Annotated in this window: 11 protein-coding genes; 7 read left to right on the forward strand and 4 right to left on the reverse strand. The window is 67.3% G+C overall.

All coding sequences use genetic code 11. The annotated features are described in order from the left end of the window. Window positions 1–2 precede the first annotated feature (2 nt). Genes hemH through KK488_RS16475 form a run of 3 tightly spaced genes read right to left on the reverse strand, consistent with a single transcriptional unit; the run spans window position 3 to window position 4,313 of the window. Window positions 3–1,019 carry a ferrochelatase gene (hemH, locus tag KK488_RS16465; RefSeq protein WP_214624794.1) on the reverse strand — a complete coding sequence of 339 codons (1,017 nt, stop codon included), beginning with the start codon at window positions 1,017–1,019 and terminating at the stop codon, window positions 3–5. Then, window positions 1,016–3,301, reverse strand: a complete 2,286-nt coding sequence (locus KK488_RS16470; protein ID WP_284732220.1) for a xanthine dehydrogenase family protein molybdopterin-binding subunit — start codon at window positions 3,299–3,301, stop codon at window positions 1,016–1,018. Before KK488_RS16470 ends, hemH begins: the two co-directional genes overlap by 4 nt. Continuing rightward, window positions 3,294–4,313 (reverse strand): Mrp/NBP35 family ATP-binding protein, encoded by a 1,020-nt coding sequence (locus KK488_RS16475; RefSeq protein ID WP_214624795.1) that lies wholly within the window; start codon window positions 4,311–4,313, stop codon window positions 3,294–3,296. The genes KK488_RS16470 and KK488_RS16475 overlap by 8 nt, the downstream gene beginning before the upstream one ends. Before the next feature lie 148 nt (window positions 4,314–4,461). Here KK488_RS16475 and hflK point away from each other — a divergent pair, with 148 nt between their 5' ends. The 4 genes from hflK (at window position 4,462) to KK488_RS16495 (ending at window position 9,813) form a co-directional block, all read left to right on the forward strand. After that, a complete protein-coding gene (hflK, locus tag KK488_RS16480; protein ID WP_432653861.1) occupies window positions 4,462–5,556 on the forward strand; it encodes a protease modulator HflK in 1,095 nt (364 codons plus the stop codon). Next, entirely contained in the window at window positions 5,553–6,401 is an 849-nt protein-coding gene (gene hflC / locus KK488_RS16485; protein ID WP_214624797.1) for a protease modulator HflC, read from the forward strand. Before hflK ends, hflC begins: the two co-directional genes overlap by 4 nt. 153 nt (window positions 6,402–6,554) lie before the next feature. Further along, entirely contained in the window at window positions 6,555–8,072 is a 1,518-nt protein-coding gene (locus KK488_RS16490; RefSeq protein WP_214624798.1) for a Do family serine endopeptidase, read from the forward strand. A gap of 118 nt (window positions 8,073–8,190) precedes the next feature. After that, on the forward strand, window positions 8,191–9,813 hold the full coding sequence (locus KK488_RS16495; RefSeq protein WP_214624799.1) for a helicase HerA-like domain-containing protein: 1,623 nt from the start codon (window positions 8,191–8,193) through the stop codon (window positions 9,811–9,813). Between the two features lie 34 nt (window positions 9,814–9,847). On the opposite strand, the gene queF is transcribed toward KK488_RS16495, so the two are convergent. Next, window positions 9,848–10,294 (reverse strand): preQ(1) synthase, encoded by a 447-nt coding sequence (queF, locus tag KK488_RS16500; protein ID WP_214624800.1) that lies wholly within the window; start codon window positions 10,292–10,294, stop codon window positions 9,848–9,850. A gap of 76 nt (window positions 10,295–10,370) precedes the next feature. Between queF and sseA the strand changes: the two genes are divergently transcribed. From sseA to KK488_RS16515, 3 genes are all read left to right on the forward strand, one after another. Continuing rightward, the gene (gene sseA, locus KK488_RS16505; protein ID WP_214624801.1) at window positions 10,371–11,216 is read left to right on the forward strand and encodes a 3-mercaptopyruvate sulfurtransferase; all 846 of its coding nucleotides are present in this window, start codon (window positions 10,371–10,373) and stop codon (window positions 11,214–11,216) included. Beyond that, entirely contained in the window at window positions 11,213–12,442 is a 1,230-nt protein-coding gene (gene metC, locus KK488_RS16510; RefSeq protein ID WP_250890581.1) for a cystathionine beta-lyase, read from the forward strand. Before sseA ends, metC begins: the two co-directional genes overlap by 4 nt. Window positions 12,443–12,767: 325 nt before the next feature. Next, window positions 12,768–13,505 (forward strand): TorF family putative porin, encoded by a 738-nt coding sequence (locus tag KK488_RS16515; RefSeq protein ID WP_214624803.1) that lies wholly within the window; start codon window positions 12,768–12,770, stop codon window positions 13,503–13,505. Window positions 13,506–13,581 lie beyond the last annotated feature (76 nt).

A 13,581-nucleotide genomic window follows, 5' to 3' on the forward strand; every position in this document is an offset into this window, starting at 1 on the left:
GGTCAAACCAGGGCCTCCACCCAGCCAGCCAATTCACGGCCGAGCAGCTGCCTGTAGAGCGTGATAGCGTCGGCCTCCGCGTTTAGACAGGGCAAAAAGGCGAAGTTTTCGCCGCCCGCCGCAAGAAACACGTCCTTTCCCCGCAGCGCGATTTCCTCGAGCGTCTCCAGGCAATCGGCCGAGAAGCCCGGCGTCATCACCGCGATCGAGCGGATGCCCTGACCGGGCAGGGCCGCGAGGGTCGCGTCGGTCGCCGGCTCCAGCCATTTGGCGCGGCCGAAGCGGGACTGGAAGCTGACCATGACCTCGCGCCCCAGCGCTTCGCCGAGCAACCGGGCCGTCTTGACGCACTGGCAATGATAGGGATCGCCCAGCGTCAACGTGCGCTGCGGCATGCCGTGAAAGCTCGCCAGGATGCGATCGGGCGCGAAGGGCAAGGCGGCAAGCTGCGCCTGGGTGCGTGCGCGCAACGCCTCGATATAGGCGGGATCGCCCGGATAGGCGGGGAGCATGCGGATGGCGGGCTGCCAGCGCATCGCCGCGAGGGCGCGGCCGACCTCGTCCATCGCCGTCGCGGTCGTGGCCGCGCAATATTGCGGATAGAGTGGCGCGATCAGGATGCGGTCATGGCCGCTCTGCTTGAGCGCATGGAGCCGGTCAGCGATGGCCGGCGCGCCATAGCGCATCGCCCAGTCTACCGTGACCGCATCGCCCCAGACCGACTGCAAGGCACGCGCCGTGTCGCGCGTATGGACGGCGAGCGGCGAGCCCTCGGGCGTCCAGACCTGTTGATAGGCATGGGCGGATTTCTTCGGCCGCGTGTTGAGAATGATCCCCCGCAGGATCGGCTGCCACGCGATCGGCGGGATCTCGACCACGCGCCGATCGGACAGGAACTCGCGCAGGTAGCGCTTGACCGCCTCCGGCGTCGGCGCATCCGGCGTGCCGAGATTGACGATCAGCACCGCGACCTTGCCGGTCGGCGCAGCGGGGTGGTCGGGTGGACGCAGCGCGCTCATGCTGTCTTGCCGATGATGGGAAGCTGCCGATAGCGCTTGCCACTGATCGTCGAGAGCGCGCTCGCCAGCGCCGGGGCAACGGCCGGGACGCCGATTTCGCCAACACCGATGGGGTCGCCGGTGGGATTGTCGAGGAATTCTACCATGACGTCACCTGTATCGCGCAAGTGCGGCAGGCCGTAGTCGCACAGCCGCATCGCGACGGGCATGGAATTGCGGTAGCCGGGCGCCGCGCCCAGCGCCGCCGCCAGACCGAAAATCAGCCCGCCTTCAATCTGTTGGCGGGCAATGTCGGGATTGATCTGATTGCCCGCATCGACCACCGCGACCATCCGCTGCACGGCCACCCTGCCCTGCGAAAAGCCGGCCTCGACCAGCACGGCGATGTAAGCACCGCGCATCATGTGGCAGGCAATGCCCTGCCCGCTGCCACGCAAACCGCCCTGCCAGCCGCCGAGCGTCGCGCAGGTGGTGAGGCACTGGACGAGGCGCGGATGCGCGCCCAGCATCTGGATGCGGAAGGAGAGCGGCTCGACGCCGGAGACGATCGCCAGCTCGTCGATGAAGCTCTCGGAGAAGAACGTGCCGTAACTATCCGCATTGCCACGCCAGCGGCCGGCGGGAAGATCGATGTCGGCGGGGTAATGATCCACCTGGAAATTGGGGATGGCATAAGGCAGGTCCATGCCCGCGACGGCCAGCGCATCGGCCTTGCCCGCGGTCGAGGCCAGCGCCGCCGCCCGCGTCTCGCCGTGGCCGACGCGGCGCCAGACCTGGGCGAGCGCGGCCGGCGCCGCGACCTTGGCGGACCAGCCCTGCACGAAGCCCGTCGGCCCCAGTCGCGCCGTCATGCGCGCCTTGGCGGGCGGGCGCGGGCAGTCCCGGATGATATCCTCCGAGCGCGACCAGAGGAGCTGCACCGGCGCCCTGGCCGCGCGCGCGATCAAGGCAGCCTGCACGCCCGCATCCACCTCCATCTTGACGCCGAACGAGCCGCCGGCGAACAGGGGATAGACGGTGACGCTGCTCTCGGCGACGTCCAGCGCCTTCGCGATCGCCTGGCGCGCCAGCACCGGCGCCTGGGTCGGCATCCACACCTCGACGTCGCCCTCGCGCACGCGCGCCGTCGCCGCCATCGGCTCGAGCGGGAGATGCAGCGCCGGCGCCACCGCATAATCGGCGCGCACGACCTTCGCCCGATCGAAGACAGGCTGCACATCACCGCGCTTGAAGAAGCCCGCGCCATTGTCACCGGCAAAGGCATCGTCGAGCGCCTTGCCGATCGCATGATCGTCGAGCGCCGGACCGCTCAGCGTGAACACCGGATCGAGCCGGTCGAGCGCCTGATTGGCCGCCCACCAATTGCGCGCCGTGACCGCGACCCAGCCCTGCTCACGCACGATGCCGATCATGCCCTGAACCTTGCGCGCCGCGCCCTCGTCGATCGACTTGAGGCCCGCCGCATTCACCGGCCCCTGCCGGATCGCCGCATAGATCATGTCCGGCAAGCGGATGTCGGCGGCATAATTGGCCGAGCCGTCGATCTTGGCGGGCACGTCGAGGCGCGGTGCATCGCTGCCGACCAGCGCATCGTCGCGATCGTCGGGACGGAAAGGCAGCACCGGCGGCAGCTTGAAGCCCGCAGCCTCATGCGCGATCTCGCCGATGCGCACCTTGTGCTTGCCGTCCGACACGATGCCGTTCACGATGTCGCAGGCTTCCCAGGCGACGTCCCAGCGCGCCGCCGCCGCCATGCAGAGCAGGACGCGTGCGGCCGCGCCCGCCTTGCGCAGATCCTCGTAGAAATTTGCGACCGAGGTCGATCCGCCGGTCAGCATCAGCGAGGAGCGGCGCGCATATTCGTCGACCGCGCTGTCGCCCCAGCTGCCGAAGGCGCGCTTGACCGGACCGTCGAACCATTCGCGCGCGAGCAGTCGATTGGCATAGACCGGCCCCGGCGGCGCCGGCTGCACCGCAACCGTGCGCCAATCCGCACCGAGCTCGTCCGCGACAATCTGTGCGAACAAAGTGAACACACCCTGGCCGAGCTCCGCCTGCGGCACCATGACGATGACCTGTCCGCCGCGATCGACCTTCACGAAGGCCCCGAACGCGGTCTCGCCCTTCGCGGCATCGGCCTGTTGCTCGTAGTGGCGCGGCCAGAGCATCCAGGCGAGCGCCAGTCCGCCGCCCGCCGCCGCGCCGGTGAGCAAGGTGCGGCGGCTGAGGCGGAGGCGCGAACCGCCGCTCCCGTCGTCCTCGCTCGTCGGCGCCTCAGCCAAACGTCGCGCCTGCCGGCAGCTGCTGATTGTCGAGCCAGCGCGCCACCCGCTCGGCGATCAGCCGGAAGGGCTGGCCGACGATGCCTTCGTCGGCGGCCGGCGGCGTGCCCGCGTCGGACGCGCTGCGCACCGCGATGTCGAGCGGCACGCGGCCGAGAAAGGCGAGACCCATATCGGCCGCCTCCGCCTCGGCACCGCCCGAGCCGAACGGATCGGACACCTCGCCGCAATGCGGGCAGACATAGCCGGACATGTTCTCGACCATGCCGATCACCGGCACTTTGGCCTGATCGAAGAAGCTGATCGCGCGCGCGGCGTCGATGAGCGCCAGATCCTGCGGCGTCGAGATGATCACCGCACCGACTGGCTTGTATTTCTGGATCATGGTGAGCTGCACGTCGCCGGTGCCCGGCGGCAGGTCGACGATCAGCAGGTCAATGCCGCGCCAGTCGGCATCGATCAGTTGGCCAAGCGCATTGCCCGCCATCGGTCCGCGCCAGGCGATCGCCTGTCCGGGCTTGGCGAGATGGCCCATCGAGAGCATCGGCACACCCTGCGCATTGGGCACCGGGATCAGCCGGGTGCCTTCGGTGCCGGGCTTGACGTCCTCGCTCGCCAGCAGGCGCGGCAGGGAGGGGCCATAAATATCCGCATCGACCATGCCGACCTTCCGGCCGAGGCGCTTGAGCGCCACCGCCAGATTCACCGCCAGGGTCGACTTGCCGACGCCGCCCTTGCCCGACCCGACCGCCACGATGAGCGGCCGCGCCGACTTCTCGGCGGTCATGGCGATGCGAACATGATCGATGCCGGGCTCGATCTCACCGGCCGCCTTGATCCGCGCGGTCAGCGCTTCGCGCTCGGCCGGCTCGAGGCCGCCGACCTCGAGGACGAGACTCAACACGCCGTCACGCAGGCGCAGGCCGCTCACGCGACCGGGCGCGATAGTCTCGATGCGCTGGACAACCTCTGGGTCTATGGCCGCATCGGCCCTGCTCGATCCGTCACTCATGAGCGCGCTCTAGACGCATCGGATCGCCAGCGCAAAGCGTCGCGGCCGCTATTTTGGGAGAAGATTTGCGGAGGGGCCGCGCAATATTGCCTTGCCCACCCTGTATTTCCTCAGTTCGCCTCCCTATAGAAGCCCTATGGACACGGACATGACGGAGCGCACAGGCCGCCCGCTGGCAATGAGCGAGGGCGGCCCCTGGGGCGGCAAGGATGAGGACCAGTCGGGCGGCAAGGGCGGCGATGGCCCCCGTAACCCGTGGACGCCGCCTCCGCGCGACGACGCCGGCGGCCGCGGTCCACGCGGTCCCAGCGCGATCGACGAACTGCTCCGGCGCGCCCGTGAGAGCTTCGGCGGCGGGATGCCGAACGGCCCGACCGCCCGCTCGCTGTGGCCCTATGCCGTCGGCGCGGTGGTCGTCATCTGGCTCGCTTTGACCAGCTTCCACAGCATCGGCGCCAAGCAGCAGGGCGTCGTCTCCTTCCTGGGCAGCTACAGCCGCATCCTGACTCCCGGCGTCAGCATGACTCTGCCGGCCCCGCTCGAAACGGTCCAGGTCATCGACGTGCAGGAGATCCGCACGCTCGATCTCGGCTCGGCCGGCGACGAATCGCAGCGCCTGATGCTGACCGAAGACCAGAACATCATCGATCTGGGCTATTCGGTGCGCTGGAACATCAGCAATCCCAAACTCTATGCCTTCCAGATCGCCGATCCCGACAAGACGATCGAAGATGTCGCCGAATCCGCCATGCGTGCAGTCATTGCGACCGTCTCGCTGACGGACGCGATGGGATCGGGACGTGGCGCGATCGAGACGCAGGTGCAGCAGCGCATGCAGGAGATTCTCGACGGCTATCATGCCGGCATCCGCATCCAGGGCGTTGCGGTCAAGCAGGCCGATCCGCCGGACGCCGTCAACGACGCGTTCAAGGAAGTCACCGCCGCGCAGCAGACCGCCGAGACCTATATCAACCAGTCGCGCACCTATGCGCAACAGCTCGAGGCGCAGTCGCTCGGCGAGACGGCGGCGTTCGACAAGGTCTATGAGCAGTATAAGCTGGCGCCGGAAGTGACGCGTCGCCGCATGTATTACGAGACGATGGAGACGGTGCTCGCGGGCATCAACAAGACCATCGTCGAGCCCGGCGGCGTGACGCCCTATCTGCCGCTTCCCGCCGTTCGCCCACCGACGCGGCCGAGCACCAGCGTCGAAGCGGTGCCGGCACAGGGAGGCGGCCGATGACCCTGTCCCTGCGCAACCCCATCCTGATCGCCGTGCTGGCGACGATAGCGCTGGTCCTGCTCGGCAGCACCTTCGCGATCGTGCCCGAGACGAGCCAGGCTGTCGTGCTGCGGCTCGGCAAGCCCGAGGCGATCTACAATCCGTATCGCGCCAATGAGGATTTCGGCCATACCGGCGCGGGCCTCAAGATCCGCCTGCCGTTCTTCGACCAGATCGTGTGGATCGACAAACGCATCCAGTCCGTCGCGATGGAGCGCCAGCAAGTGCTCTCGACCGACCAGCTGCGGCTGCAGGTCGATGCCTTCGCGCGCTATCGCATCGTCGATCCGCGGCAGATGTATATCGCAGCGGGCAGCGAGGAGCGCGTCGCCGATGCGCTCAAGCCCATCCTGGGCTCGGCGCTGCGCAACGAGCTCGGAAAGCGGCAGGCCCGCCTGCTGCTGAGCCCCGAGCGGGGCGAGGTGATGACCAACATCCGCAAGAGCCTGAATGTCGTGGCGCGGCAATATGGCGCGCAGATCGTCGACGTGCGCATCACCCGCACCGACCTGCCCGACGGCGCACCGCTGCAGAACACGCTCCAGCGCATGCGCTCGGCGCGCGAGCAGGAAGCCGCGACGATCCGGGCCGAAGGCGCACGGCGTGCACAGGAAATTCGCGGCCAGGCCGACGCGGATGCAGCCAAAGTCTATGCCGCGAGTTTCGGCAAGGACCCAGCCTTCTATGATTTCTATCGGGCGATGCAGTCCTATCGTGTCAGCCTCAAGCCCGATGCCGCGGCTGGCGAGACGACGGCGATCCTGTCGCCGGACAGCGAGTATCTCCGCCAGTTCCGCGGGCGCTGATTTCAAGAGCCGGTGCGCCGTCGCGGAACGGCGGCGCGCCATTCAATGCCGGTTAATCCGGCGCGCGTCATGGCCCAAGCCGGGATGCCTGACCAGTTTCGGTCCAGCCCGTGAGGGGCGCCTTGACGATGATTGAATGAGAGGAAGGTTTTCGTGCGCTACGCTTATGCCATCACAGCAGCCCTGCTCGTCGGCGGCACAACACTCGCCCTGACGTCCAACTCGACCAGCGTGGTCGCCCAGACCGCGCAGAATGAAGGCATGTCCGCCGCCGCTCCGCGCGGCGCACCGGTCAGCCTCGCCGACATGGTCGAGCGCCTGCAGCCGGCGGTGGTCAACATCTCCACCCGCCAGCGCGTCCAGGTCCAGAATCAGAATCCCTTTGCCGGCACGCCGTTCGGCAGCCTGTTCGGCGGTGACGACGGCAGCGGCGGTGCGCCGCAGACCCGCCAGGCCCAGTCGCTCGGCTCGGGCTTCATCATCTCGCCCGACGGCTATATCGTGACCAACAACCATGTCGTGGCGCCCGGCGCGCGCGGCGCGATCGTCGATTCGATCACGGTGATCCTGCCCGATCGCACCGAATATACCGCCAAGCTGATCGGCACCGACCAGCGCTCCGACCTCGCCGTGCTCAAGATCCAGGCGCCCAAGCCGCTGCCGTTCGTGAAGTTCGGCGATTCGACCAGGTCGCGCGTCGGCGACTGGGTGGTGGCAATCGGCAATCCGTTCGGCATCGGCAGCACCGTCACCGCCGGCATCATCTCGGCGCTTCATCGCAACACCGGCGGCGCGGATCGCTTCATCCAGACCGACGCCTCGATCAACCAGGGCAATTCGGGCGGCCCGATGTTCGACATGAACGGCAACGTGATCGGCATCAACTCGCAGATCCTCTCGCCCACCGGCGGCAATGTCGGCATCGGCTTCGCCATCCCCGCCGAGGAAGCGATCCCGGTCATTGAGACGCTGCGCAAGGGCGGCAGCGTCAAGCGCGGCTATCTGGGCATCCAGATCAGCCAGCTCTCCGACGACATGGCCGATTCGCTCGGCCTGCCCAAGAATCGCGGCGAGTTCGTCCAGTCGGTCGAGGCCGGCAAGGGCGCGGACAAGGCCGGGATCAAGGCCGGCGACGTGATCGTGCGCGTCAACGGCCAGTCGGTGACGCCGGACGAAACGCTGTCCTACATCATCTCGGGCCAGCCGGTCGGCGCCACGGTGCCGATCGATATCATCCGCAACGGCAAGCCGATGACCGTGCGCGCGCTGATCGGCGAGCGGCCGTCCGAGGACGAGCTCGCCAATTTCGCGCAGCCGTCGCAGGATGATTTCTCCGACCAGGACGCGCAGTCGGTCAAGCAGGCCGCGCAGCAGCTGCTCGGCATCGCGGTACAGACGCTCACCCCCAATATCGCGCGCCAGCTCGCCCTGCCGGCCGAAACGACCGGCGTCGTGGTAACCGCGGTCGATCCGTCCACGGACGCGGGCGCCAAGGGCCTGCGCCGCGGGGACGTCATCACCCAGGCCAATTACGAGCGCGTCACCAACGAGGCGGATCTCAACCGCCTGGCTCAGGCCGCCAAGGATGCCAAGCGCAGCGCCGTGCTGCTCCAGGTCACCCGGCGCGGAACACCGCCCGCATTCGTGCCGATCCGCCTGCGCGGCGAGTAAGCGGGCAGCCAGGATTTCGAGGGGGCGCGGGGTAAAATCCGCGCCCTTCGTCATTTCCACCCCTCGTCATACGGGCGGAAGCTGGTATCTCATGCGGGACGACAAAGCGGAGAGCGGCATGAGCGACGAGACGAGCATCTTCATCGGCGTGGGCGGCGGACAGCCGCAGTCCCTCGTCCTGCGCCGCGCCAATCGCCACGGTCTGATCGCCGGCGCGACCGGCACCGGCAAGACGGTGACCCTGCAGGGCATTGCCGAGAGCTTCTCCGCCGACGGCGTCCCGGTCTTCGTCGCCGACGTGAAGGGCGACCTCTCCGGCATCGCCATGGCCGGCTCGCCGACCGCCAAGAATGCCGACAAGCTGGTCGCCCGCGCACAGGAGATCGGCCTCACCAACTATGCTTTCTCCGACAATCCCGCGATCTTCTGGGATCTGTACGGCGAACAGGGTCACCCGATCCGCACCACCATCTCCGAGATGGGGCCGCTGCTGCTCGCGCGCCTGATGGACCTCAACGAAGTGCAGGAAGGCGTGCTCACCATCGCCTTCCGCTATGCCGACGAGGAGAAGCTGCTGCTCCTCAATCTCGACGATCTCCAGGCCATGCTGGCTTATTGCGCCGAGAATGCGGATGCGCTGAGCGCCAGATATGGCAATATTACCAAGGCCAGCGTCGGCACGATCCAGCGCCAGCTCCTCCAGCTCGACAGCCAGGGCGGCGGCAGATTCTTCGGCGAGCCGGCGCTCGACATTCACGATTTCCTGAAGCTCGACGAGAAGGGCCGCGGCTACATCAGCATACTCGCCGCCGACAAGCTGATGCAGAGCCCCAAGCTCTATGCGACCTTCCTGCTCTGGCTGATGTCGGAGATTTTCCAGACGCTCCCGGAAGTGGGCGATCCCGACAAGCCGGTCCTCGTCTTCTTCTTCGACGAGGCGCATCTGCTGTTCGACGACGCGCCCAAGGCGCTGACCGACAAGATCGAGCAGGTCGTGCGGCTGATTCGCTCCAAGGGCGTGGGCGTCTATTTCATCACGCAGAATCCGATCGACATTCCGGAGGATGTCGCCGGCCAGCTCGGCAACCGCGTTCAGCACGCCCTGCGCGCCTTCACCCCGCGCGACCAGAAGGCGGTGAAGTCCGCCGCCGAGACGTTCCGCGCCAATCCCGACATCGACGTCGAGACCGTCATCACCGAGCTCAAGGTGGGCGAAGCGCTGGTGTCGCTGCTGCAGGAGGACGGCTCGCCCTCGCCGGTGCAGCGCACCCTGATCGCGCCGCCGCGCTCACGCGTCGGGCCGCTCGAGCCCAAGGAGCGCGCAATCATCCAGTCCATCTCGCCCTGCGCGGGCAAATATGACCAGGAGGTCGATCGCGAATCGGCCGAGGAAATTCTCCTGGCGCGCGGTCAGGCCGCGGCGGCGGCGGCGACCGCCGCCAAGGCGCAGGCCGAGGCAGACAAGGCGGCCGCCGAGCAGGCCAAGGTCGAGGCCAGGCAGCGCGAGGCACAGCTCAAGGAAGAAGCGCGCGCCAAGGCTGCGGCCGAACGCGAGGCGGCGAAGCCCGGCATGTTCGACAAGGCGATCCAGTCGGCAACGCGCGCAGCTGCTTCCTCCGTTGGTCGGCAAGTAGCCAACGAACTTGGCCGTGCAATCGGAGGATCGAGCCGAGGGCGCAGCAGCGGCGGAGGCATCATTGGCAGCATCGTCCGCGGTGTACTCGGCAGCTGGATCAAATAAGATCAGGCAAATGTCATTCTTCGCGGAACGGGTGTTATCCCCGTCCGCGATAGCCCGCCACGCCTTGGTCCGGCAGCCACACGCCCTCGATCGGCGCGCCCGATTGCCAGAAGACGTCGATCGGGATGCCGCCGCGCGGATACCAATAGCCGCCGATGCGCAGCCACAGCGGCTTCATCTCCGCGAACAGCCGCTCGCCGATGCCGACCGTGCAATCCTCATGGAAGGCGCCATGATTGCGGAAGCTGCCGAGGAAGAGCTTGAGCGATTTGGATTCGACGATCGTCTCGCCCGGCACATAATCGATCACCAGATGGGCGAAATCGGGCTGGCCGGTGATCGGGCAGAGCGAGGTGAATTCCGGTGCGGAAAGGCGCACCAGATAGGGGCGGCCGGGTCGCGGATTGGCCACATAGTCGAGGACCGCCTCGTCCGGGCTGGCGGGCAGAGCGCTGGACTGGCCGAGATGCTTGAGTGTCATGGCCGCGCCTTTAATATGATTCGGCGCCCGCGCGAACCCCCTTGCGCGGCGGCGGCAATGAGAAGAGGGCAAGGCGATGGACAAGCTTGTTTCCACCGAATGGCTTGCGAGCCAGTTAGGCGCGCAGGATCTGCGCATCCTCGACGCGACCAGCTTCCTGCCCGGCACGCCGCGCGATCCGCTCGCCGAATTTCGCGAGGCCCATATTCCGGGCGCAGCGTTCCTCGATCTTTCGAACCTGAAGGACGTCGACGATCCACGCCCTTCGATGGTGCCGACCAATGCCCAGTTCGCAGCGCATCTGGGCGCGCTGGGGGTGAGCGAGACGGATCGCATCATCGTCTATGACAATAGCCCACTGGCAAGCTCGGGCCGCGCCTGGTGGCTGCTGCGCCTGTTCGGCGCGCGGCAGGTCGCGATTCTCGACGGCGGTTTCGCGCGCTGGCTGACCGAGGGCCGGCCGACCGAAAGCGGCGAGGGTCGTGCACGCCCCCCCGCGACCTTCGCCGCCGCGAAGGACGAGCGCCAGGTGCGCAGCATGGCGGACGTGCTGGACAATATCGAGAGTTGCGCGGCGCAAGTGGTCGATGCCCGCGGCGCGGCGCGGTTTGCCGGCGAGGATCCGGAGCCCCGCGCCGACATGGCCTCGGGCCATATTCCCGGCTCGGTCAATCTGCCGACCGGCCAGATGCTGGACGCTGACGGCCTGTGGAAGCGAGACGAGGCGATGCGCGAGACCTTTGCGAAAGCCGGCGTCGATCTCGACCGGCCGCTGATCATGAGCTGCGGCAGCGGCGTCACCGCCTGCAATCTCCTGTTCGGCGCGGCGCTCATCGGCAAGGACGACGTGACCATCTACGACGGCAGCTGGTCCGAATGGGGCGCCGATCCGCACACGCCCAAGGCGACCGGCCCGGCATGAGCGGCGAAGACGGCGACGGCGAGCGCATGCTGAAGCCCGCGACCCGACTCGTCCAGGCCGGCCGGCGCGCCGAATGGACGGGCATGCCCGGCGACCGGGGCGGCATCGTCAACCCGCCGGTCTGGCGCGCCTCGACGATCCTCTATGAAGATGTGGCGCATCTGCGCGGCACCCACATGACCGATCAGCACAAGCTCTATTATGGCCGGCGCGGCACGCCGACGAGCTGGGCGCTGGCCGAGGCGATCACGCAGATGGAGCCGGAAGCAGCGGGCACCATGCTCTTCCCGTCCGGCGTCGCGGCGATCGCCGGCGCCCTGCTCGCCGTGATGCGACCGGGCGACGAGTTGCTGATGGTCGACAGCGCCTATGGCCCGACTCGCGCGCTCTGCGACGGGCTGCTGCGCGAGTTCGGCGTCGTTACGCGATATTATGATCCGCAGATCGGCGCCGGCATCGCCAATCTGGTCAGCGACAAGACGCGCGCCATTTTCCTGGAGAGCCCGGGTAGCCTGACCTTCGAGGTGCAGGACATTCCCGCCATCGTGGCCGTGGCGAAGGCGAGCGGTATCGTCACCCTGCTCGACAATACCTGGGCGACACCGCTGCTGCTGCCGGGCCTGGGCCTCGGCGTCGACATCTCGATCGTCGCCTGCACCAAATATATCGTCGGCCATAGCGACGTCATGATGGGATCGGTGAGCGCCAATGCCGCGCTCTGGCCCCGCGTCCAGCGGCGCGGGCATATGCTGGGGCAGATGGCGAGTCCCGACGATTGCTGGCTCGCTCTGCGCGGCCTGCGCACGCTCGCGGTGCGCCTGAAGGAGCAGGGCGCCAGCGCCCTGAAGGTCGCGCAATGGCTGGAGGAGCGGCCGGAGGTGGCGAGCGTGCTGCATCCGGCGCTGCCCTCCTGCCCGGGGCATGATGCCTGGACGCGGGATTTCAGGGGCGCGTCCGGCCTGTTCGCCTTCGAGCTCAGGGGCGGCGGCGAGGCGGAGCGGGCCGCCTTCATCGATGCGCTCGGCCTGTTCGGCATCGGCTATAGCTGGGGCGGCTATGAGAGCCTGGCCCTGCCCGTCGATCCCGACGGCCTGCGCACGGCCACCCCGTGGGATGCAAATCGAGGTCCGCTGGTCCGAATCAATGTCGGTCTGGAGGACCCGGCGGATCTTATCGCCGATATGGATGGGGCTTTCGGGGCGTGGCGCGCAGCCATGAACGGCTGAAACGGTTCTTCCGACCAAGCCGCCTTCACGCTTTCCCTCGTGTTGCAGCACGGCTGCTTTGCGGCGCGCGGCTATGTTGTAATTAAATTATACGGCAGGATTCCGCACCGTCTGATCGGGACAGGCATCGTTGCACGCATGCAACAGAGTTGCGCGTTGCAACATGGCGGTAACGATTTTTGCTTGTGCGCCGCACAACGAGGCGGCAGGTTGCAGGCGGTTTACCGGACAGGTCGCTCGGCCGCCATCTGGCGGATGCAAGACGAAGGGATCGACGGTACCGCAGGTAGGGACGATCGCATCATCTCGATAAGGGGAAATTCCCATGCGTAAGTCCATTCTCGGCCTCTCGGCCATCGCTCTGCTTTCCGCCATCTCGACGCCGGCCCTGGCGGAAGATGCGCCGGCGGCCGAACCATTCAAGATCACCGGCAATGTCGCCCTGGTGTCCGACTATCGCTTCCGCGGTTTCTCGCAGAGCAGCCAGAATGCAGCCATTCAGGGCGGCATCACCGCGACGCATGACAGCGGCTTCTATGTCGGCACCTGGGGCTCCAGCATCACCTTCGCGGGTGGCACGGAGATCGATCTGTTCGCCGGCTGGTCCAAGGCGATCACGCCGGGCGTGACGCTCGATGTCGGCCTGCTCTATTATCTCTATCCCAAGCATGGCGGCGGCGACACCGACTTCTTCGAGCCCTATGTGAACCTCACCGGCGCGATCGGCCCGGCGACGCTCAAGGTCGGCGTCAATTATGGCTGGTCGCAGGATGCGCTCGCCAACCTCAAGACCGGCGTCGGCAACTCGGACGAGATCTACATCCATGCCGAGCCGTCGTTGGCGATCCCCGGCACGCCGTTCGGCGTGAACGGCCATCTCGGCTATGCCAGCAGCGATGCCTTCCCGGGCGGCACCGACGGCGAGGTGGTCGACTGGTCGCTCGGCGCGACGGCGACCTACAAGATGCTGACCTTCGGCGTCTCCTATGTCGACACCAACGAGCCGGGCTTCATTCGCGGTTCGGACGCGGCCGTGGTCTTCTCGCTGACCGCCGCCTTCTAAGACAAGGCACTGCCGCCCGCCGTGGGAGCGGCGGCACGCCATAAGGGGCTGCGACCTAGGTCGCGGCCCCTTTTCT

Origin of the sequence: Sphingobium nicotianae (assembly GCF_018603885.1) — a bacterium.
Taxonomy (GTDB): Bacteria; Pseudomonadota; Alphaproteobacteria; order Sphingomonadales; family Sphingomonadaceae; genus Sphingobium; species Sphingobium nicotianae.

Excerpts from the sequence above, each read along its gene's own strand:
- hemH (WP_214624794.1), bottom strand. The coding sequence starts at position 1,019 with ATGAGCGCGCTGCGTCCACCCGACCACCCCGCTGCGCCGACCGGCAAG.
- KK488_RS16475 (WP_214624795.1), bottom strand. The coding sequence starts at position 4,313 with ATGAGTGACGGATCGAGCAGGGCCGATGCGGCCATAGACCCAGAGGTT.
- hflK (WP_432653861.1), top strand. The coding sequence starts at position 4,462 with ATGACGGAGCGCACAGGCCGCCCGCTGGCAATGAGCGAGGGCGGCCCC.
- hflC (WP_214624797.1), top strand. The coding sequence starts at position 5,553 with ATGACCCTGTCCCTGCGCAACCCCATCCTGATCGCCGTGCTGGCGACG.
- KK488_RS16495 (WP_214624799.1), top strand. The coding sequence starts at position 8,191 with ATGAGCGACGAGACGAGCATCTTCATCGGCGTGGGCGGCGGACAGCCG.
- queF (WP_214624800.1), bottom strand. The coding sequence starts at position 10,294 with ATGACACTCAAGCATCTCGGCCAGTCCAGCGCTCTGCCCGCCAGCCCG.
- sseA (WP_214624801.1), top strand. The coding sequence starts at position 10,371 with ATGGACAAGCTTGTTTCCACCGAATGGCTTGCGAGCCAGTTAGGCGCG.
- metC (WP_250890581.1), top strand. The coding sequence starts at position 11,213 with ATGAGCGGCGAAGACGGCGACGGCGAGCGCATGCTGAAGCCCGCGACC.
- KK488_RS16515 (WP_214624803.1), top strand. The coding sequence starts at position 12,768 with ATGCGTAAGTCCATTCTCGGCCTCTCGGCCATCGCTCTGCTTTCCGCC.